The 21,575-nt window shown below is 65.2% G+C and carries 17 protein-coding genes; 7 read left to right on the forward strand and 10 right to left on the reverse strand.

What is annotated here, in order from left to right:
• Both Q8P38_03410 and hrcA read right to left on the reverse strand, forming a co-directional pair.
• Positions 1-850 (reverse strand): DnaJ C-terminal domain-containing protein (locus Q8P38_03410; GenBank protein ID MDP4013660.1); only part of this gene is annotated, 850 nt, incomplete at its 3' end.
• A gap of 45 nt (positions 851-895) precedes the next feature.
• Positions 896-2,014, reverse strand: coding sequence for a heat-inducible transcriptional repressor HrcA (hrcA, locus tag Q8P38_03415; protein ID MDP4013661.1), 1,119 nt, complete (start codon positions 2,012-2,014; stop codon positions 896-898).
• Between the two features lie 172 nt (positions 2,015-2,186).
• Between hrcA and Q8P38_03420 the strand changes: the two genes are divergently transcribed.
• The gene (locus Q8P38_03420; GenBank protein MDP4013662.1) at positions 2,187-2,426 is read left to right on the forward strand and encodes a type II toxin-antitoxin system VapB family antitoxin; all 240 of its coding nucleotides are present in this window, start codon (positions 2,187-2,189) and stop codon (positions 2,424-2,426) included.
• Positions 2,423-2,818: a type II toxin-antitoxin system VapC family toxin gene (locus Q8P38_03425; protein MDP4013663.1), complete on the forward strand. Its 396-nt coding sequence runs from the start codon at positions 2,423-2,425 to the stop codon at positions 2,816-2,818. The genes Q8P38_03420 and Q8P38_03425 overlap by 4 nt, the downstream gene beginning before the upstream one ends.
• A gap of 102 nt (positions 2,819-2,920) precedes the next feature.
• Here Q8P38_03425 and hemW read toward each other — a convergent pair whose 3' ends face one another.
• From hemW to lepA, 3 genes are all read right to left on the reverse strand, one after another.
• Positions 2,921-4,114, reverse strand: coding sequence for a radical SAM family heme chaperone HemW (gene hemW / locus Q8P38_03430; protein ID MDP4013664.1), 1,194 nt, complete (start codon positions 4,112-4,114; stop codon positions 2,921-2,923).
• A gap of 63 nt (positions 4,115-4,177) precedes the next feature.
• The gene (locus Q8P38_03435; protein ID MDP4013665.1) at positions 4,178-6,031 is read right to left on the reverse strand and encodes a long-chain fatty acid--CoA ligase; all 1,854 of its coding nucleotides are present in this window, start codon (positions 6,029-6,031) and stop codon (positions 4,178-4,180) included.
• Between the two features lie 131 nt (positions 6,032-6,162).
• Complete coding sequence (gene lepA / locus Q8P38_03440; GenBank protein MDP4013666.1) at positions 6,163-7,989, reverse strand: translation elongation factor 4; 1,827 nt, start codon at positions 7,987-7,989, stop codon at positions 6,163-6,165.
• A gap of 171 nt (positions 7,990-8,160) precedes the next feature.
• Between lepA and rpsT the strand changes: the two genes are divergently transcribed.
• Entirely contained in the window at positions 8,161-8,424 is a 264-nt protein-coding gene (gene rpsT, locus Q8P38_03445; protein MDP4013667.1) for a 30S ribosomal protein S20, read from the forward strand.
• 44 nt (positions 8,425-8,468) lie between these two features.
• On the opposite strand, the gene Q8P38_03450 is transcribed toward rpsT, so the two are convergent.
• The 4 genes from Q8P38_03450 to Q8P38_03465 all read right to left on the reverse strand — a co-directional run bounded on the left by Q8P38_03450 (position 8,469) and on the right by Q8P38_03465 (position 13,566).
• The gene (locus Q8P38_03450) at positions 8,469-9,470 is read right to left on the reverse strand and encodes a hypothetical protein (GenBank protein ID MDP4013668.1); all 1,002 of its coding nucleotides are present in this window, start codon (positions 9,468-9,470) and stop codon (positions 8,469-8,471) included.
• Positions 9,471-9,519: 49 nt separating this feature from the next.
• Positions 9,520-11,973 (reverse strand): ComEC/Rec2 family competence protein, encoded by a 2,454-nt coding sequence (locus Q8P38_03455; GenBank protein MDP4013669.1) that lies wholly within the window; start codon positions 11,971-11,973, stop codon positions 9,520-9,522.
• Positions 11,970-12,734, reverse strand: coding sequence for a ComEA family DNA-binding protein (locus Q8P38_03460; protein ID MDP4013670.1), 765 nt, complete (start codon positions 12,732-12,734; stop codon positions 11,970-11,972). The genes Q8P38_03455 and Q8P38_03460 overlap by 4 nt, the downstream gene beginning before the upstream one ends.
• A 307-nt stretch (positions 12,735-13,041) precedes the next feature.
• Positions 13,042-13,566, reverse strand: coding sequence for a hotdog fold thioesterase (locus Q8P38_03465; protein MDP4013671.1), 525 nt, complete (start codon positions 13,564-13,566; stop codon positions 13,042-13,044).
• A gap of 57 nt (positions 13,567-13,623) precedes the next feature.
• On the opposite strand from Q8P38_03465, the gene polA reads away from it, so the two are divergent.
• The 4 genes from polA to coaE all read left to right on the forward strand — a co-directional run bounded on the left by polA (position 13,624) and on the right by coaE (position 20,211).
• Positions 13,624-16,359, forward strand: a complete 2,736-nt coding sequence (gene polA / locus Q8P38_03470) for a DNA polymerase I (protein MDP4013672.1) — start codon at positions 13,624-13,626, stop codon at positions 16,357-16,359.
• Positions 16,360-16,462: 103 nt separating this feature from the next.
• Entirely contained in the window at positions 16,463-17,920 is a 1,458-nt protein-coding gene (locus Q8P38_03475; GenBank protein MDP4013673.1) for a hypothetical protein, read from the forward strand.
• A 203-nt stretch (positions 17,921-18,123) separates the two neighbouring features.
• On the forward strand, positions 18,124-19,599 hold the full coding sequence (gene rpsA, locus Q8P38_03480) for a 30S ribosomal protein S1 (protein MDP4013674.1): 1,476 nt from the start codon (positions 18,124-18,126) through the stop codon (positions 19,597-19,599).
• A gap of 12 nt (positions 19,600-19,611) precedes the next feature.
• Complete coding sequence (coaE, locus tag Q8P38_03485; protein MDP4013675.1) at positions 19,612-20,211, forward strand: dephospho-CoA kinase; 600 nt, start codon at positions 19,612-19,614, stop codon at positions 20,209-20,211.
• Here the strand turns inward: coaE and Q8P38_03490 are convergent.
• Positions 20,204-21,571: an AMP-binding protein gene (locus tag Q8P38_03490; GenBank protein MDP4013676.1), complete on the reverse strand. Its 1,368-nt coding sequence runs from the start codon at positions 21,569-21,571 to the stop codon at positions 20,204-20,206. The two genes, coaE and Q8P38_03490, sit on opposite strands and share 8 nt — an antisense overlap.
• Between the last annotated feature and the right edge of the window lie 4 nt (positions 21,572-21,575).

Genomic DNA, 21,575 nt, shown 5'->3' on the forward strand with positions numbered 1-21,575 from the left:
TGCCGTCCAGAGTCGTCAGCGGGACCTGCGCCCCGAGCGCGGCGACAGTCATCGGAACAGACACCAGGCAGTGCAAGTCATCGGCCTGACGAGTGAAGACCGGGTGCGGCTTCTCGACGATTTCGACGTATAGGTCGCCGCGCGGCCCACCCCCGGGACCGGCTTCGCCCTGGTCAGCCAAGTGGATCCGCGTACCCGACTCGACCCCCGGCGGGATGCGAACGCCGATCGTGCGCCTCGCTCTGACGCGCCCCGCTCCGCCACACGCCGAGCAGGGATGCGGGATGACCGATCCGAAGCCCCGGCACTGAGGACACGCGTGGGTCGTCATCACCTGACCCAGGAACGACCGCTGAACGGACTGGACCTCTCCGCGGCCATGGCAAGCCGTGCATGGGACAACCTGCGTGTCCGGTGCCGTCCCTTCGCCGCCGCACGATTCGCACACTGTCGCCGAGTCGATTGTCAGTTCCCGCTCTGTACCGAAGACCACTTCCTCAAGTGAAACCTCAACCTGAATAAGAGCGTCCTTGCCCCGGCCACGCCTCGGGCGCGGACCCCGGGAAGCGGACTGGCCAAAGAACGCGTCCATCAGGTCACCAAAGCCAAATCCGGGTGCCTGACCGCCTCCGGGCGCTCGCGGATCGACGCCTCGGTCGTACATGGCACGCTTTTGTGGGTCGCTTAGAACCTCATAGGCGGCCGCGATCCTCTTGAAGTGCTCCTGGGTCTCGGCGTCAGGGTTGACGTCCGGGTGCAGCTCGCGTGCGAGCTTGCGGTAGGCGCGCTTGATCTCCGCTTGATCGGCGTTGCTGGATACTCCCAGGTCGCCGTAGTAGTCATTGGCCACGCAGGATCTCCCGGTCGGGACCGACCGCGCCGCCGCCCGGCACTGTCATCGCTGGTCCGCCAGTATCCGGCCCAGGTACTTCGCCACCGCGCGAACTGTTCCCATTGTTCCCGGGTAGTCCATCCTCGTCGGCCCGACGACGCCCAGATGAGCCACCGCCTTCCGGTTCGGCCCATAGCCAACAGTGACGACCGAGGCAGCGTCCATGCCGGCGATGTCGTTCTCATGCCCGATCCGCACGTCCACTTCCTCAGCAGCCGTGGCATCGCCCAGCAACCGCAGCAGCACCACGTGTTCCTCTAGCGCGTCCAGCACCGGAGCGAGCGTCAGCGGGAATTCCCGGCCGTAGCGCGCCAAGTTCGCCGCGCCGCCTATCACGACCCGCTCTTCGGACTCCTCGACCGTTGCCTCTTGCAGGGTGTCCAGAACGCGCGATACGACGGCTTGTTCCTCTTCGTGGAACGACTCTGGCAGGTCGGAGACCAACTCCGAGACATCCGCGAACGGCCTGTCCGCGACCGCGACGTTGATGCGCGCGCGCAGCTCTCCCAGGACCGCTTCGGTCAGCGACGTCGGCGACTCCACGATTCGCTGCTCCACCCGCCCTGTGTCGGCGATGAGAACTACGAGCAGTCGCTGCGGGTCCAAAGCCACGAATTCCACGTGGCGCACTCTTGAGCGGCGCAGGGACGGGTACTGCACCATCGCCACCTGTTTGGTGAACTGCACGAGCAACCTCACGGTCCGCTCCACGACGTCATCCAGGTCAACGGCACCATCCATGAACGTCCGGATCCCCCGGCGCTCGGCTGCGGACATCGGCCGAATCGTTGCCAGCCGGTCCACGAAGGTCCTGTAGCCCATGTCCGTCGGCACGCGCCCCGCGCTGGTATGAGGCTGGACGATGTAACCCTCGTCCTCAAGTGCGGCCATGTCGTTGCGGACGGTCGCGGACGATACTCCCAGGTTGTGCCGCTCAACCAACGCCTTGGACCCGACCGGCTCACGCGTGGCCACGAAATCCTCGACGATCGCTCGCAGAACCTCGAATCGCCGCTCGTCAGCCATGGTCACCTCCTCGGCCGCGTCACGCTGGCGGCAGTCTGCCTGCGATCCGCCGCCGGTGGCCCACTCGTGGCATTCGGCGTCAACCGCTGCTGGCACTCAGTCCCTGTGAGTGCCAACTCTACGCGCTTAGGGGCATCTTCCGGACATTCGGCCGAATCCATCCCATGGCCTACACCTGATTCCGCAGGGACCGACCCTTTACGCAAGTCCCTCACAATGGTGGCGTGGTGTATGCTGGATACAGCATTACACCTCCAGGGAGCAGCGCATGGGCGTCACTATCAAGAACGCTGTGGCCGAACAACTCATCCGGGAGCTGGCGGCCCTGACCGGCGAAACGAAGACCGAGGCCCTGACGAAGGCAGCCAGAGAACGCCTTGAGCGGCTCCGGCGCATCAGCCAGCGTGATCGGATCGATCAAGCCGCCCATGACCTGCAGGAATCCCTGGTCGGCAAGGAGCCACTGAGCACCGATGCCCTTTACAACGCCGCAGGACTACCCGGATGATCATCGACACATCCGTGGTCATCGCCATCGGTAATCGTGAGCCCGACGCCGATCGGCTGCTGGAAGCACTGCGCACAGCTGACCGGATCCGCGTCTCCGCCGTCACATGGGTCGAGATCGGGATCGTCGTTGACTCACGCGACGACCCCCTTGTCGCCAGGCGTGCTGACGACCTCTTCTCCGAGCTGGATGTAGTAGTCGAACCGGTGACGCCCGAGCAAGGGCGAATCGCGCGCCAGGCATACCGGGACTTCGGCAAGGGCCGCCACGCCGCTGGCTTGAACTTCGGCGATTGCTTCTCCTACGCACTTGCCAAGGTCACCCGCGAACCCCTGCTCTTCAAGGGCTCCGACTTCAGCCTCACCGACATTCACCCGGCCCAGCTCGCCTAAGACGCCGCTGATCCTGCGGCGGCGCCCCCGGAGTGATCTTGTTGCGAAAACGGCCAAATGTGGCCGCTTCGCGTATCTGAAGTGGCCGGAAGCGCTACAAGATCACCCCGACCCCGATTCGGCGGCGGCGGCGGCGGCCGACCCGGCCCCGGCGGCGGCGAGCAACTCCAGCGTGACGCGGTCGCCAAGACGGCGCCCCGCCAGCGTCAACACGCAGCGGCCCAAGCCCAGCTCGTCCGGGTCAAGCAGGCCCTGACTGGCCAAGTCACCGGCAACCGGCCGAACCGCCGCAGGCAGCCCCTCCATCGCTAGCCCCTCCCGCAGCCGGATCGACAGCATCACCTGCTCGGTCAAGCGCTGCTCGGCCGAAAGCAACTCACTGCCGACCCTCGGGAGCTGGCCATCGGCAACACAGCGCATCCACTTGCCAGGATTACTCTCGTTCCACCAACGCTCACCCCGAACGTGGCTGTGCGCACCGGGACCTATGCCCAGCCAGTCGCGCCCGCGCCAGTAGCCCAGGTTGTGCTCACACTCCTGCCTCGGGCGACACCAATTCGAGATCTCGTACCAGCCCAGGCCCGCCTCACTCAGGAGGGAATCGGCCTCCTCGTACGCGGCCGCGGCCTGATCTTCGTCTGGGCTGGGTACCTCATTGCCAGCTATACGCCTGAACAGCCGAGTGCCATCCTCGACCTTCAACGCGTAGGCAGACACGTGGCCAACGCCAGTTCCGATCACCGCGGAGACCGTCTCCCGCCATGACGGCAATGACTCCCCCGGCGTTCCGTAAATCAGATCCACGCTGACCCGATCGAATCCGGCCGCCTCCGCCAACCGGACCGCGGACAGCGCACGATCTGGCGAGTGGCGGCGCCCCAGCGTTTCCAGAACCCCACTGTCAGTGCTCTGCACACCCACGGACAGCCGGTTGACGCCGCTAGCGAGCAACTCGTCGAGCATGACCGGATCTACGGTCTCCGGGTTGGCCTCCACCGTGATCTCGGCGTTGACGTCGAGCCCCAACTCATCGACGACGCGACTGACGACAGCACCAATCTCTGTCCCACCGAGCAGTGTCGGAGTGCCGCCGCCGAAGAAGACCGTCCGCACTGTGCCCGAGCCCCCGATCAGCTGGGCGCTAGCGGAAATCTCCGCCATGGCGGCGTCCACCCAGCCATCCCTTGTCTCCCCCTGCTCTTCACCCAGAACGTAGGTGTTGAAGTCGCAGTAGTCACAGCGCCGGGCGCAGTAGGGAACATGTACATACACGCCGAGGGGCGCGCGAACTCTCACACCCGCATTGTCTCCAACCGGCAGTTCCATGTCCCGATCAGTGAGAGCGAATGCGCAGCTAGCTCAGCCCGCGTACATGCCCTCAACGAGGTCGGAGAACGTCTGCTCAACGACCTTGCGCTTGACCTTCAGACTCGGCGTGAGTTCACCGCTTTCCACCGTAAGCTCACGCGGCAGCACGACGAACTTCTTGATGGTTTCCCAGCGGTTCAGGTTCGCGTTCAACGCATCGAGAGCAGCTTGGATCTCGGCGCGCAAGTCAGCGTTGTCAGCGATGGCCGCTGGATCCGAGCCGTCTAGGCCGTGACTCTGTCCCCATGCCTTGGCGGCGTCAGGGTCCAAGGCCACAAGAGCACTGGCGAACTTGCGCTCATTCGCGATGACAACCATCGCCCCGGCCAGAGGGCAAAGCGCCTTGAACTGGGCTTCGATCGCCCCTGGCGCGATGTACTTGCCGCCTGAGGTCTTTACGAGGTCCTTCTTGCGGTCAGTCATCTTCACGCGGCCGAGGTCATCGATCACGCCGATGTCACCTGTAGAGAACCAGCCGCCCTCGTAGACGAAGGCTTCTTTGTTGTCCTGCGGACGGTTACGGTACCCGCGCATCACGCCCGGCCCGCGGATCAGGATCTCCCCGTCCTCAGCGATCTTCATCTCCGTACCCGGCATCGGCTCACCGATCGTGCCAGGCATTAGGTGTTCGGGGCGCACGATCGACGTCCCCGCCGAAGTCTCGGTCAGCCCGTAGCCCTCCAGGATCGTCATCCCGGCCGCGCCGAACCATGCGTTAATGTCCTTACTCAACGCTGCGGAGCCAGAAACGAAGTACCGGATGTTCCCACCCATGCGCTCCTTGATCTTGGAGAAGACGAGCCTGTCCGCCAGCCCGTACTGCACGGCGAGCAGACCACTGACCGGCTTGCCCTCCAACTTCTGCTCAAACGCTCGCTTGCCGACCCGGCAGGCCCACTCGAAGATCGCGGCCTTCGCCTTGCTCTCGGATGTGGCCTGCTTGGCGACACCGGCGTAAACCTTCTCGAAGATCCTCGGGACAGCCGCCATGAACGTCGGCTTGATCACCGGCAGGTTCTCGACAATCTTCGGGATCCGACCGTCGACCACCGTCATGAATCCAGCCTGCAACTGCCCCGCTAGGAGCACCTTGCCGAACGAGTGGGCCAAAGGAAGCCAGAGGAACTGGACGTCGTCCTCACGCAGGATCCCGATCGAGGCGATCGCCGCTCCCTCGTAGGTCCAGTTCCCGTGAGTGAGCTCAACGCCCTTGGGTTTGCCTGTCGTGCCCGACGTGTAGATAAGTGTCGCCAGGTTGTCAGGCCCGGTCGCACTGACCCGTTCCTCGATCAAGCCCGGCTTCTCCGCCAGTAGCGCCCGGCCCTTCTGCCTGAGCTGATCCCACGAAAGGACGAAGTCTCCGTCGCCATCGCCATCGATCAGGACCACCTGCCGCACACCGGGCAGGTTGATCTTCTGCTCGATGACCTTGTCCACCTGGGACTGGTCCTCCGCGATCAAGACGACAGTGTCGGAGTCACCCAGGATGTACGCGACGTCCTCGGGCCCGGTGCTGGGGTACACGGTCGTTGTGGCCGCCCCAGCGAGCATGATCGCGAAGTCCGCCAGGATCCACTCAAGGCGCGTGCCGCTCGCGATGGCGACGCGGTCCTCCAGCTCTACGTCGAGCGCCACCAGTCCCGCCGCGGCCTCACTGGACTCCTCAGTGATCTGGTTCCACGTGTACGAACGCCAACCGCCGTCAGCAGTTGGTGCGCGGAACGCCTCCCTGGGTCCGCTGGCAGCCGTTCGGTCAAGGATCAGCCGCCCGAAGGACGACGCCGGAGTTTGGTACTGGGTGTTGAGGGATCCGCTAGTACGGCCGGCTGAAAGGACTTCGGTCATCCCACTTGCCTCCTTGTGGCACTGCGACGGTGCATCGTGGCTGTTCTGCGCACAATAGCCGTTCACACGAGCCGATGCCCGCGCGGTCCCTGCCTCAGCGGACTATCGACAACCCGCGAAACGCGCAGCGACTAGCTTTCAGTCCCTGTGGACAGCGCGGCTATGAACGCCTCCTGGGGCACTTCCACTCGGCCCACCATCTTCATCCGCTTCTTGCCTTCCTTCTGTCTCTCCAAGAGCTTGCGCTTGCGGGTGATGTCGCCGCCGTAGCACTTCGCCAGCACGTCCTTGCGGATCGCGCGGATGTTCTCACGGGCGATGACCTTCGAGCCGATCGCGGCCTGGATCGGAACCTCGAACTGCTGCCGGGGAATCAGCTTCCGCAGCTTGCCCACAATCGAAACGCCGTACGGGTACGCGTTCTCGCGGTGAACGATGGAACTGAAAGCGTCCACGGGCTCTCCGTTGAGCAGGATGTCAACCTTCACAAGGTCGGCCACCTGCTCACCTGAGGCTTCGTAGTCCAGCGACGCGTACCCGCGAGTTCGCGACTTCAGCGCGTCGAAGAAGTCGAACACGATCTCCGCCAAGGGCAGGGAATACCTCAGCCCAACCCGGTCCTGCGATAGGTAGTCCATTCCAAGCATCGCGCCCCGGCGGCTCTGGCACAGTTCCATGACGGTCCCGACGAACTCAGACGGAGCGATAATCGTTGCCTTGACGATTGGTTCGCTCACGGACGCGACCTTCCCTCCCGGGAACTGGCTTGGGTTCGTCACGACGCTGCTAGTGCCATCGTCCATCGCCACCGTGTAGACCACACTCGGGGCAGTCGTAATCAGGTCAAGCCCCGACTCGCGCCTCAGCCGCTCGCCGACTATCTCCATGTGAAGCAAGCCAAGGAATCCGCACCGGAAGCCGAATCCGAGAGCGTCGGAGGTTTCCGGTTCGAACACAAGCGCGGCGTCATTGAGCTTGAGCTTGTCCAGGGCGTCTCGCAGTTCGGGATAGTCGGACCCGTCCATCGGAAACAGTCCTGAGTAGACCATGGGCTTGGGGTCCCGGTATCCGCCAAGGGCCTCCTGAGCGGGCCTGGCGGCTGATGTCACGGTGTCCCCGACACGGCTCTGCCTCACGTCCTTGACGCCGGTGATCAGATATCCGACTTCGCCCGCGCCCAGCGACGTACACGGTGAGGGCTCGGGCGACATGACCCCAACTTCCAGCGCCTCGTGAGTGCCCCCCGTGGACATCATCGTGAGCCGCTCGCGGTTGCGCAGCTCGCCGTCAACCATCCGCACGTAGGTGACAACCCCACGGTAGGTGTCGTATACGGAGTCGAAGATCAGTGCCCTGGCTGGCGCGTCGCGTCGCCCACTGGGGGGCGGAATCTTGCGGATGACCTCGTTCAGCAGCTCGGCCACGCCCTCCCCCGTCTTGGCGGAGACCCGCAGGACCTCGGCTGGTTCGCACCCGATGATGTGGGCGAGCTCAGCGGCGTACTTGTCAGGTTGCGCGGCCGCCAAGTCAATCTTGTTCAGCACCGGGATGATCGCCATGTCGTCCGCGAGAGCCAAGTACAGGTTCGCCAAGGTCTGCGCCTCAATCCCCTGAGCCGCGTCCACCAACAACACAGCGCCCTCGCAGGCCGCGAGGCTGCGCGAGACCTCGTAGCTGAAGTCCACGTGGCCGGGCGTGTCAATCAGGTTCAGAACGTACGGCGTTCCGTCCTGGTCACCGTATGGCAAACGGACCGCCTGGCTCTTGATCGTGATCCCGCGCTCGCGCTCGATGTCCATCCGGTCCAGGTACTGAGACCGCATGTCCCTGTCGGGGACCGAATCAGTGAGCTGAAGAATCCTGTCCGCCAGGGTCGACTTGCCGTGGTCGATGTGGGCGATGACACAGAAATTCCGGATAGCAGCTTGATCCGTAAGGCCTGGCGGCAGTTCGATCACTTGGCTTCCTGCTCCGGAGTTAGGCGCGCACATCGCTAGCGGCGGGTTGGGAGTTGGTGCTGCGAGGTCCCGCCCAGGTATCCTATGTGGCGTTGAACCGTGGATCGGGCGCGAAGGGCGCCTGTCGCCCCGGTGCAAGTATCGGACTCATCATCGAAAAGGGACTATTAAGTGGCGAACATCAAGTCGCAGATCAAGCGAAACCTGACTAACGAGAAGGCGCGCCAGCGGAACAAGTCGATCAGGTCCGCGCTCAAGACATCGGTGCTCCGCTTCCGTGAAGCCTTGGCCAGCGGCGACTCGGCGAAGGCTCTGGACGCGGCGAAGTCCGCGGGACGTCAGATGGACAAGGCCGCGAGCAAAGGCGTGATCCACAAGAACCGCGCGGCCAGCCACAAATCCGCGATGTTCTCGCGGGCTTCGAACCTAGGCTGACAGTCAGGCCGCGATCTCCATCCGGCAGCTCCGCGGGCGAGGATTCAGGCGGTCATTCGCACAATCAACTGTTCAAGGACAGCCAGCTTCTGCTCATCGTCCAGCGCCTGACCCCCTTCCAGGCCACCCTTCATGTCCGCATCAAGTCCCGGCAGTACAACAGCGAACCGCGCGATGCGCCGCGGCGTCCACCCGAAACGCCGGATGTTCTCCCTGGCTCGATCCAGTTGCCAAGGCTGTACTCCTACTCGGGCTGCCACGGCGGAACCGGTCTGGCTGGCCAACGCCATCACTCGTAGGCCATGAGCCAAGGCCGCGACAACCGAAACGCCCACGCCCTTCTGGCCGCCTCGCCGCTCCATCCCCCGCAGCAGCCGGATGGCTTCAGCTGACCTGCCTGCCCACACGTGGTCGGCGACTTTGAACGAGCTGATCTTCGCCTGCGCTGGGAATCTCGCCTGGACAGTCTCTGGCGTGACGTGGCCGTCGGAGCTGTCGGCCACCGCCTGACGCACCGCCGCCAGCAGCAGTCCCAGGGAATTGATGCCGATGGCCTCAACTAGCCACTGCTCAGCCTCGGGGTCCAGGGTTCCTCCTGCCTGGGCAGCCGCCCGACGCATCACGCCTCTCGCATCTGACTCAGTCGGTTTGGCGCACTTGATGATCTGGGCGCCCGCCTTCGCGCCAGCGTTGATCACACCACGGCCTTTCGCCCCCCCGCCGTGCCCGACCACCAGCACCGGACCGGCACCGTCGGCGACAACGGACTTGAGCACCTCGATGGCATCCGCGTCAGCTGACTCCGTAGCGAGGGCCACGATGATGGGCGAGTCCCCGAATAGGCTTGGCTCGAGCGCCTGGCGCAGCCTTTCCAGCGCGGACAAGCCAGCCGGGTCGTCGGTCGGCGAGCTGAAGTCAATCGTGACAAGCCCGAGATCGGGGAACGCTTTCCGGCGGGCCGCGACCGCTGCGGCCAATTCGCCTTCCACGACAGCTGGCTCGGGTCCAGTCACGATCGCGACCCTAGGTACGGCTTGGACGTTCACGATCTGATCGTGCCATCCGCGTCCGACACGCGAGATCGTCGGGCCGTAGTCACCCCTGTGGGGCTGCTTCCACTTGACCCGACCGCCAGGTGTAGGCCCATGCTCCGGCGACGTCAGTGCGCGCTATCTGTGAGCCGGACCTTCGGTACAGCGCCAGGGCGCTGTCGGCTGGGTGCCCGTAGTCGTTGTCGGCCCCAGAGCTCACAGCGGCCATGCCCGCGTCTGTCCAGCTCGCGAACCGGGGGTGTTGGTTCGCCGAGCCGTGGTGCGGGATCACTACTAGGTCGATACCTCCGGGCACGGCGCCCGCTCGGATGATTGAGCCCTGAGCCCCACTCTCGATGTCACCGGTGAGCAGAGCCGAACCGGGTTCCACACCTGGCCATCGAACCAGCAGCACGACGCTGGAGTTGTTGGGGTCTGAACTGGCTCCGGGATCCCGACCGTCCGGCCACAGGACCCGCGCGTCAACCGCGCCGCTGTGGATCTCGTCCCCGGCTCGCGCGACTCGGACTGGGACGCCCTCCCGCTTCGCAACTGTCTCGACGAAGGACGCGTTCTCCTCAGGCTCCCGCAGCGGGCTGACCAGGATCTGCCCCGTGTCCCAACCCTCCAGCACCTCTTCCAGCCCGCCGACGTGATCGGCATGGAAGTGAGACAGCACGACGCCTGATAGCTGTTTCACGAGTGCATCCGACAAACACTGGGCCACGCCGCCGTCTTCGGGTCCGGCGTCCACAAGGACAGCGCCATCGTCGGATGTGCGCAGAAGCGCGGCCGATCCCTGCCCCACGTCGCAGACAATGACCCGCCAGTCGTCAGGAGGCCAGGCCCGTGAGGATCTGGAAAGCGGACCGCACGCCACGGCGGCTGGCACTAGTGCGGCCGCACACGCGAGCAGTCCTATGACAGCCCAACGCGGGTCGGACGACTCTCCTGACCCACAGCGGCGCGGGCTGAACACCGAGGCTGTCCAGTGGCATGTGGCGCGCAGCCGGGGACCACGCGACCAGGCCGCCATAGCAGCCGCCGCTAGCAGCACAGTCACCACCAATGCCGGGCCAGGGCCGCTCTTGGACAGTTCTTGGGTCCGTTCGGCGATGTTCGCGATCCATCCTGAGAATGGAATCGCCAGCGCACCCAGTCCGGATGCCAGCTCCGGCGAGGCCAAGCTGATGACGGCCGCCCCGAGCCCGAGGAGGGTAATGGGCGCCACGACGGGCGCCGCTAGCACGTTCGCCGGAACCGCCAGGACACTCACGCCTCCATTCATCGCCAGCAGGATGGGTGCTGTCGCGATCTGTGCGCCGATGGTCAAACACAGCGCGTCAATCGCCAGACTTGGGACCCTGGCGGCGCCCGGGATTCGCTGGGCGTTTCGCCGCATGACTGGGGAGATCACGAGTAGGCCGATCGTCGCCGCCACCGACAACGAGAACCCCAGTGACACGCTCAGTCCCGGGCTTATCAGCAGCAGTAGTGTCACGGCGGTCCCCATCGCGGGTAACCCAGCTAGCGCCCCGCCACGCCACAGGCCGATCAGCGCCACGCAGCCCATGCCCGCCGCCCTGAGCACGCTTGGCTGCGGCCCGACCAATGCCACGTACCCCGCGAGAACGATGCCCCCGGCAGCGAACTGACCGCCCGGGGGAATGCGCGCCAGACGCGCCGCCCCTATCCCCACGAGCAGGACCAGCGCCGTGTTTCCGCCGGACACAGCTGTTAGGTGCGACAGTCCGGAGTCGCGCATCGCGTCGCCGAAATCAGGGCTCTGCTGTGACTCATCGCCCAGGGCCAGGCCGGCTACGAGGCTCGCCGGTGCGGCGGGTTGTTCCGCGAGGGCATCCCGCAGGCCTTGCCTCACCCGGTGCAGCCATTCGGCAGGCCCGGACACCGGGCTCAGTATCTGAGGCGAACGTGAGACGCGAAGGGTCGCCGCGGAGTCGTCGCCGACCCGCCGGGGCAGAAGTTTTCCGCGAACCTCGACGACAGTTCCAATGGGCAAGCCGACCCATTCGGAGTCCGCCGGTGCCAGTATCCGCACCGGGGCATCCAGCGACCACTCCTGTCCCCTGCTGGCACGCACGGCTGTCAACCTGCCTCGAAGCGACACGCCGGCCTCTTGCCAGGCCCCGGCCGGTGCCACATTCCGAGTCTCGCTGGCCGTCGTCAAGGTCGCGAGCACATCGGCGTGACTCGCAGCGGCTTCGGCGATCACAGGTTGTTCCAGGCTGGACACCGCGCCTCCACCAACCGCGACTCCCGCCACGACTGCCACCCCCGCCATGGCCACCGCGGGTCGTAGAGCGCGCCACCTTCCAAGGATGGCTCCGCTGAGTCCTCCAACGACGAGCCCCGCGGCTAGCGCGCCAACCCAGCCCCACAGGTAGGTGGAAGCGCTGCTGAGCCAAACCGCGACGGCCAGCGTCGGCAAAGTCGCGTTGAACCCTGGCCTACGCTCACCGACAACTTCGTTGCCGACTCCCGCCTGGTCTGTGGTCACCCGACAGACAGTTTCGACCTCATCGACGCCAGCGTGGCGTCCCCTATCCCTGACACCTCAAGCAAGTCATCCACGCTCCGGAACGGCCCGTTCGCGGTCCGCCACTCGACGATGCGGGCCGCCAGCACAGGCCCGACGCCAGGAAGGTCTTCTAGTTCAGTCGCAGTGGCACGGTTGATGTCGATCACGGCGCTTGGACTCGCCGCCGTGGATGGGGCCGACGCCGGGCTCGTCGCGGGCGTCCAGCCGCGGCCGACGATGACCTGCTGCCCGTCTGTGAGGATCTGCGCAAGGTTGACCGGTCCGAAGTGCCTTCCGGGCCGCAGACCACCCGCCGCCTCGATCGCGTCAGCGACCCTGGAGCCATCCGGAAGACGTTGAAGTCCTGGCCGCCGCACCGCCCCCCGCACGTCGACCACGACGACGCCACCCGTCTGACTGCCAGGAGTCGCCGAGGCTGCCCCGGTCGGCGTGGCACTCTCTTGCGCTGTGGAGGCGGGAGTAGCTGGCGACGTGACCAGCAGTTCCGGTCCCGGCGGCGGCTCCGTCGTCGACGGTTGCCCTGACGCCAGAGAAGCCGATTCGACTGACTGCGCCGTCATCGTGAGGTTGGGTTCTGCCCGGCCTTGGCTCCACCACCAAGCCGCCAGACCCATGGCAACTACGGACATCGCCACGACACCGCGCACCGACGACCAGTCGGGCAGTCGGCGTCGGCGTGGTAGTGGCTGAAGGCGAAGCTCTTCGCGGTCGTTTGTCACCCTTCGAAGCTAGGTCCGATAGGTCATCCCGGCGAGCCATGTTCTCGCCCTGTGGACTAGCACCTGTTCGTCCACAAGCAAGCCGAATATGGGCGGGTCGGTGCGCGCTACGGTCACGACATCCGCACCGCGGTAACCTCCCACAGCGTCCGAACTGCCCGATCCACCCCAGCCATCGACGGAAACGGCCGCTAACGCAAGACGCGACAGTTTCCGAAAGAAACGCCTGTTCTAACGGGCGCGTCTGTACCCAAACATTCGCGTTTGTCGGGAACGGCCGCTAACGCAAGGGGTGGGCAGGAGATGGCTAGCCCGGCGGAGTTCGATACAGGCAGGTCAGCCGGGCCGTGCAAACCGGCCGGTCGTTCTCGTCTGTCAGGGAGATCATCAGGGTCGCCAGAGTGCGGCCGATCACCAGCGGTTTGGCCACAGCGGTCACGGTGCCGGAAGTGGCCGATCGGTGATGCGCGCACGACAGTTCGATGCCGACGGGGAAGCGGCCCTCGGGGGCAAGAAGCGCCGCCAGCATCGATCCGATTGATTCAGCCAGCACAGCGCTCGCGCCGCCGTGAAGAAGCCCCATCGGCTGCCGGTTCCCCACAACGGGCATCGTCGCCCGGATCCCATCGGGCCGGGCCTCCGTTATGCGGATACCCATGCGTTCCGCCAGCTCGCCGTGGTGCTGATTCAGGCGCTCGACGACATCAACAGGCCAGCTATCGCCGGGCTGAATCTGGGGGATAGGGGGGAAGGAGTCTTCAGCGTCTGGGGGTCCCCCCGCCCGCCGCGCTGCGGCGGGGAGGGGGAGAGGCGCAGGGAGGGATTCCGTCACGTCAGGGAGGTTACCGGCACCCGTGCGCTGTCGGAGCGTCCGCATAGGCTCAGGGGGATGAAACCTAGGCCGCGACTGCTGCTCGTGGACGGCCACTCGTTGGCTTACCGCGCCTTCTACGCGTTGCCGACAGACAAGTTCGGCACAAGCACCGGCCAGCCAACCAACGCGGTGTACGGATTCACATCCATGCTGATCAGCACGCTGAGGGATGAGCAACCCACTCATGTGGCGGTGGCTTTCGACGTTTCGCGGCGCACATTCCGCAGTAGCGAGTACGCGGAGTACAAGGCGAACAGGGCGGAATCGCCACAGGAGTTCGCCGGGCAAGTGGACTTCATCAGGGAAGTCCTCGCTGCGATGGGGATCAAGTCGATCGAGCGCGAGGGCTTCGAGGCCGATGACGTGCTCGCGACGCTGGCCCGCACGGCCGCGAGTCAGGGCATGGATGTTCTGATCCTGTCCGGAGATCGCGACGTCTTGCAGCTGGTGTCAGACCACGTCACTGTCTTGTACCCTCGGCGCGGCGTCTCAGACCTGGCCAGGATGACACCGGCTGCGGTTCGCGAGAAGTACTCGGTGTCCCCACAGACGTACTGCGACCTGGCTGCGATCGTCGGGGAAACGTCAGACAATCTCCCCGGCGTCCCGGGGGTCGGGCCTGGATACGCTGCCAAGTGGTTAGGCCAGTTCGGTTCCTTGGCCGGAATCCTGGAACACGCCGATGAACTGCCAGGCAAGAAGGGCGAGGCCCTGCGGGAGCACGCCCAGCAGGTACTGCTGAACCGGCGCTTGAATCAACTCGTGGACGACCTTCCGCTGGATGAGTCGCCGGACGATCTGATCCGAGCGCCTCTGGACCGGGGGCGCATCCACGAGGTCTTCGACGCTCTCCAGTTCCGCGTGCTGCGCGACCGCCTGTTCGCGACCCTTGAGGCAGATGTCGCCCGGCCGGAAGACTCCCAGACGGTTGACACCGAGGTGATCGCGCCAGGCCACGTCGCGGAGTGGCTCAGGGTCAACGCTGAAGCGGATCTTTACGGTCTGGCTTGGTCTGGACAGTGGGGTCGCGGCACTGGCGACCTTGACGCCCTGGCCATCGCCGCTGCCGCGGGCCCTGCCGCCGCCGCTGCGGGCCCTGCCGCTGCCGCTGCCGCGGGCCCTGCCGCTGCCGCTGGCCCATCGGCCGGATGGTGCGATCTATCCTTCCTGACCGCCGATGATCAGGAGGCCCTCAAGACGTGGCTCGCTGATGGGAGCGTCCGCAAGGCCGTCCACGATGCGAAGGGTCCGCTGCTCGCTCTGCGCGCCCGGGGATGGGCCATGTCTGGCCTGGTCGTCGACACGGCACTCGCGGCCTATCTCGTGCTTCCCGGACAACGTTCCTTCGGCCTCGTCGACCTCGCGGCTCGCTTCCTTCAACGCGACCTGGCCACCAGCGAAGAAGTCGGCGGCCAGATGCTCCTTGACGCCGGCGGGGAACGCGACGCCTCGAGGATGGGCTCGCTCGCCAAGGCCACCGGTGACTTGGCGATTGAGCTGACGCGGATGCTTCAGGAGCGTGGGGGCAGCCGATTGCTGGCCGAGCTTGAGATGCCGCTGCAAGGAGTCCTGGTCGACATGGAGGCCACGGGTATCGCGGTGGACGTCAAGCGGCTCGTCCAACTGGAGCGGGAGTTCGCGGACCGGATGAGACAGACCGAGGAGCAGGCACACGATCTGGCCGGGCGGCCCTTCAACCTGGGAAGCCCAAAGCAGCTTCAGGAGATCCTGTTCGGTGAACGCGGCCTGCCGAAGACGAAGCGGATCAAGACCGGGTACACAACCGACGCGGACGCGTTGCAGTCCCTGTTCGCCAAGACCGAGGACCCGCTGCTCCAGGAGTTGTTGATCTGGCGGGATGTTAGCCGGATGCGGCAGACAGTCGCCGGGCTGATCCCGCTGGCTGATGCCGCCCATCGCATTCACACCACGTTCAACCAAACCGTGGCCGCGACCGGGCGCCTGACGAGCGCCGACCCCAACCTGCAGAACATCCCCGTCCGCACCCCCGAGGGACGGCGGATCCGAGCCGCGTTCGTCGTCGGCGATGGGTACGAGACCTTGTTGACAGCGGACTACGCACAGATCGAGATGCGGATAATGGCGCACGTTTCCGGGGACCAAGGCCTCATTGACGCGTTTCGCGCCGGAGAGGACTTGCACACGAGCGTCGCCTCGCAGGTTTTCGGCTGTCCCGCCGACCAGGTTGACCCCGAGATGCGCCGCCGGATCAAGGCGATGTCGTACGGGCTGGCCTATGGGCTGTCCGCGTACGGTCTCGCCACGCAGCTTGGCACTTCGCCAGAGGAAGCCAAGAGCCTCATGGACACGTACTTCGAGCGGTTCGGCGCGGTCAGGGATTACCTGCATGGCGTCGTGGAAGAAGCGCGCCAAACCGGCTTCACCGAAACGATCTTGGGGCGGCGGCGGTACTTGCCGGACCTGACCAGTGACAACCGAATGCGTCGTGAGATGGCCGAGCGCATGGCGTTGAACGCGCCCATGCAAGGCTCCGCCGCCGACATAATCAAAGTGGCCATGATCGACATCCACCGTGAGCTGCGAGACGCTGGACTTGGCAGCAGGCTGCTTCTGCAGGTCCACGACGAACTCGTTGTCGAAGTGGCGCCCGGTGAGTGCGACGTCGTGCTCGGCCTCGTCAAGAACCGTATGGAGCACGCGGTCGAGCTCTCAGTGCCAATCTCCGTCCACATCGGACTCGGCGTGGATTGGGACAAGGCAGCTCACTGACCGGCCGATGCGTGGCGGTACGGTGCGGGGCGGGACGGTCACCATTTGGCAACGACTTCGCGCTGCGGCGCTCGATTCAGTTGCGGTGTGGCAATCTTCCTGCATGGCACGCGTGGCGGTGAGTGCGACAGTGGTTGTCGCTTCGCTTCTGGCTGCCTCGGGATGCGCCGTCAACCGGGTCACAGACCCCAATCCGGACGTCGGTTTCACGCCTTGCACACAGGTGGAGTGCTCCGGGGAGCTGCCAAGCGGGTCGGCCTTCGAAATCATGATGCCCCAGACGTGGAACGGCTCACTGGCCATCTACTCGCATGGCGCGAGCGCCGACAGTGACTCCGCAGCCGCATCGGCTGGCTTCCTTCCAGCGGGCCGCGCTCTAGGCCCAGCCCCGGCGCCGCTGTGGAGTAGGGGCGACAAGTCCATCGCGGATGTGCTGCTCGGGGCTGGCTACGCGATCGCGGGCGCGGCTCCCGGCGAAGGGGCTTGGCGAGTTCCCGCTCAAATCAAGTCAGGTGAGGAGCTGTACGAGTATTTCTCTGAGAACATCGCTGTTCCGAACCGCGTCTACGTTTGGGGGATGTCGGAGGGGGGACTCGCGAGCGTTCGGCTCGCTGAGCTCCACCCAGACTGGGTCTCCGGGGGCGCCGCTTTGTGCGCTCCCACGGCCGGCGCGCGCCCGACGTTCAACCTGGCTTTGGACGTGGCCTTCGCGGTGAAGCAACTCATGTATCCGCGCATGAAGCTCACCGGGTACTCGTCGGTTGAGGAAGCCGCGGCTGTTCGCGATGCCGCGATAGTCAGAGTCCGCCGCGCTCCCCTCACTCCAAGCGGGGTAGCGAAAGTGCTGTTCATCGGGTCGCTGTCCGGGCTCCCCGCTGAATCGGTGACAGAATCTGGGGAGGACAGATCAAGCCAGGCGGCGGCCTACGGCGAAGGCATTGAGAACCTGATCGCGATGTCGACGGTGTTGCGTTACGACTTGGAGCGACAAGTCGGGGGAAACCCCTCCAGCAACTCCGGGACCGACTACCTGTCACGAATATCGGCGGCGGAGCAGTCCGTGATCGACGAGCTACGGTCCGGGTCGGTCGCCGCGCTGTACGACAAGCTCAACGCCGGGCAACGTATCGAGTCAGAGCCTGACGCTGAGGCGTCCGCGGCGGAGTTGGGCGGCCCCTCCGGCGACGTGGCCGTTCCATTGATCGCGCTGCACAACGCGGCCGATCCTGTCTACATAGCTCAGCACGCGACGTCATACGCGGATCGCGCAGCCTCCCACTCCGCTGAATCGCGCGCGAGGCTGGTCAACCTGTTCGTGGTCCCTCCGGACGGCCAGTCCAGCGTGAATCCGGCCGATGAGGGGGCGGGGCATTGCGTTTTCAAGCGGCGCACGGTCTTGGGAACGATGATTCTGCTCAACGACTGGGCGCGCAACGGCCGATATCCGCAGCGGGATGCGATCGAAAAGGCCCTGCCTGGGGCGGAGCTGGCCGTCAACGCGGACGTCGGTGCGTGGCCCGCGACTGGGGTAGTGCCGACAGCTCAGCGCAGTGTCCCTTGACACATAGTTGGACCGCCGTTTGACCCCCGTCTCAGGCGGTCCGTAGTCTGGCACTTGCGTTGTGGGCTGCGCGCGGTCTCGGACCGAGCAGACCGCGTTGTTCTGGGCAAGAGTCGGCGACGGGGGGATTCCCCCGGATCCGGAGACCAAGAACAAGAGTTCACTGCGCGAAGCTACTAGCGACAATGGAACGAACCAACTTCATGACGTCCACTACCGACACCGTCGGCAAACCCGCGGCTCCGCAAGTCGCAGTCAACGACATCGGAACCGCCGAGGACTTCCTCGCGGCAGTCGAGCAGACAATCAAACCTTTCGACGATGGCGACATCGTCACCGGCATCGTGGTCCAGGTCGACCGGGACGAAGTCCTTGTCGATATCGGCTACAAGACCGAAGGCATCATTCCCAGCAAGGAACTGTCGATCAAACACGATGTCGATCCCGATCAGGTCGTAAGCGTCAATGACGCTATCGAAGCCCTGGTGCTGACCAAGGAGGATAAGGAAGGTCGCCTGATCCTTTCCAAGAAGCGCGCGCAGTACGAGCGGGCCTGGGGAACGATCGAGCAGATCAAGGCAGCGGACGGTGTCGTCGAAGGTGCGGTGATCGAAGTCGTCAAGGGCGGCTTGATCCTCGACATCGGACTGAGGGGGTTCCTGCCGGCGTCTCTGGTGGAGATGCGTCGCGTGCGTGACCTGCAGCCGTATGTCGGCCAGACGATCGAAGCCAAGATAATCGAGTTGGACAAGAACCGGAACAACGTCGTGCTGTCCCGCAGGGCCTGGCTGGAAGAAACACAGTCCGCTGTGCGCACAGGCTTCCTGAACGAGCTTCAGAAGGGCCAGATCCGGACCGGCACGGTGTCCAGCATCGTAAGCTTCGGCGCGTTTGTGGACCTGGGTGGCGTAGACGGCCTTGTGCACGTGTCCGAGCTGTCCTGGAAGCACATCGAGCACCCGTCAGAGGTCGTAGAAGTGGGCCAGGAAGTGACAGTCGAGGTACTCGACGTTGACATGGACCGTGAACGAGTTTCGCTCTCGCTGAAGTCCACGCTCGAAGACCCCTGGCAACACTTCGCCCGCACTCACCAGATGGGCCAAGTCGTTCTCGGCAAGGTCACCAAACTCGTTCCGTTCGGCGCTTTCGTGCGCGTCGAAGAAGGCATCGAGGGCCTTGTGCACGTTTCTGAGCTCGCTGGCCATCACGTCGAGCTGCCGGACCAGGTTGTCGGAGTTGGTGACGAGATCTTCGTCAAGGTCATCGACATAGACCTCGAGCGGCGACGGATCTCCCTTTCGCTCAAGCAGGCGAACGAGAGCACCAACGGCGCTTCGGTCGTGGAGGAGTTCGATCCATACCTGTACGGGATGGCCCCCGCGTTCGACGAAGATGGCAAGTACATCGGACCGGACGGATTCGACCCGCAGACCGGGGAGTGGAAGGCCGGATTCGAGGGCCAGCGAGCCCTCTGGGAGCAGGAATACGCCGAGGCACACGCCCGATGGGAGGCTCACCGCAAGCAGATCGGCGATGCTGCCGCAGCTCAGCAGACCGTACTGCTGGAGTCGGGTGAGACACCTTCGGAGTACTCGTCGGACGCTGGCCGCCAGTCAGAGGGGACTCTCGCGGAGGACGAGGCGCTTCAGGCCTTGCGGGACAAACTCGCTACCGACTGAGTTGCGGTCGGCATGACCAGAGTCGCGCTCACGGGCGAGATCGGTTCAGGCAAGAGCACGGTTGCGCGTTGGCTGGCTGACCGTGGGGCGGTCGTCGTAGACGCCGATCAGCTGGCTCGGGAACTTGTCGAGCCGGGCAGGCCCGCCCTGGCGGAGATCGTTGAGCAATTCGGCGGCGACGTGATCAGGCCTGACGGGACACTGGACCGAGCAAGTTTGGCGGCCGTCGTGTTCAATGACCCGGTTCGATTGTTGGCCCTGAACCAGATCATGCATCCGCGCATCGCCGTTGAGGCCGAGAGGCGACTGGCTGAGGTACCTGTCAGCCAGGTCGCGTTGTACGACACACCGCTGCTGGCCGAGACCGACCCTGATGGTGAGTGGGACTTCGTGATCGTTGTCGAAGCGCCCAGGGATGCACGGCTTGAACGGCTAGTGGAATTCAGGGGCATGGCCAGGGACGACGCGTTGGCTCGCATCGCGGCGCGGGATTCCGAACGCGAGACTCGAGTCGTGGCGGACATCGTGATCCGCAACGACTCGGGTTTGGATCGCCTGCGGGAGTGCGTGGACGAGGTCTGGGCGCGGATCAGCGGAGCCGAGATCAACTGAACCGGTTCGCGAGCTCCAGGCGCTTGATCTTGCCTGACGCTGTGTACGGCAGGCTGGACAACTTATGGGTTTCCTTCGGGATCTTGTAGCTGGCCAGGCGGTCACGGGCCCACTGCGCGACAACAGCCTGGTCAGCCGCGCCCGTGTACGTCACGCAGACGCGCATCCCCCAGTCCTCGTCGGCGACCCCGAACACCGCCACCTCGCGAACTCCAGGGCAGGCCCCCAGGACAGCCTCAACTTCCGCCGGGTAGACGTTCACGCCCCCGCTGATGATCAGATCCTCCCTCCTCCCGTCCAGGAACAGGTACCCGTCGCTGTCGAGACGCCCCAGATCCCCGACGGTGAAAGCTGGCCCGAAGCCAGTCTCACGCCAGGCCTTCGCGGTGGATTCGGGATCGCGCCAGTAGCTGAACCGGGCGAACGAGGGGGCAGCGCACCAAACAACGTCATCGCTGATGATCAAGTGGCGCCCGGTGCGCGCCCTGCCAACGGTCCCGGGGTGCGCCTCCCACTCAAGCCCCTGGCAGACCGAGAACTGCCCCTCGGTCGCCCCATAGAACTCCCAAACGCGCTCAGCGCCCGCCCAATGGTGCATCCGTGTCTTCAGCTTTTGCGGGCACGGCGCTCCCGCGTGCACGAGCATCCGGTACGGCGACGCGGGGGGCCCGCCGGGCAGCGCGAGGACCCGCTGAATGTGACTCGGCACCACGAAGGCAGTCGTCGGCTTCAGCTCCACGAGTGCGCGTGCGGTCCTCCGAGCGTCGAAACGGCCAGGGAATGCGATGGAGCCGCCCGCGAGGACTACAGCGATCGCGAATCTCAGCGGTCCAGAGTGACACAGAGGCCCGTGCACCAAGGAGACGTCTTGGTCCGTGAACTGCCACAGGGACTGCTCGTCTAGCCACAGCTCGCGGGCCTGAGCCTCGGGCAGATCCCCTGTCCAAACCCCCTTGGGTGTGCCAGTTGTGCCCGACGTGTAGTGCATTGGCCGGCCCTGCGGGAAGTCGCTGAGGTCGGGGGCCGGGGCGGGGTCGTCGAGCAGTCGGTCGACGTCGGCCCGTTCGCGGACGTGCCGGATAGGCTGTGCGTCGCTGAGCATCAGGTCGCGCTCACCTGGCTTCAGCAGCGGGTTGATCATCACGGGAACGATTCCGGCGCGTAGCGATCCCAGAACTATCGACAGCACCCTGGCCTGGGAGCGTGCGACATCCGACAAGGCCATGGGTGCGCCTCCGGCGGACGGATGCTCGGGTGTTGTGATGGCGACCCTGTCGCCGGGGCGGGCGCCCATGGCCCACAAACCCGCCGCCGCGCGGACCGCGTCGGCCTGCAGCTCTCGCGCTGTCGCTACGTGCACGTGG

Source organism: Candidatus Nanopelagicales bacterium (assembly GCA_030700225.1).
Classification (GTDB): Bacteria; Actinomycetota; Actinomycetes; order S36-B12.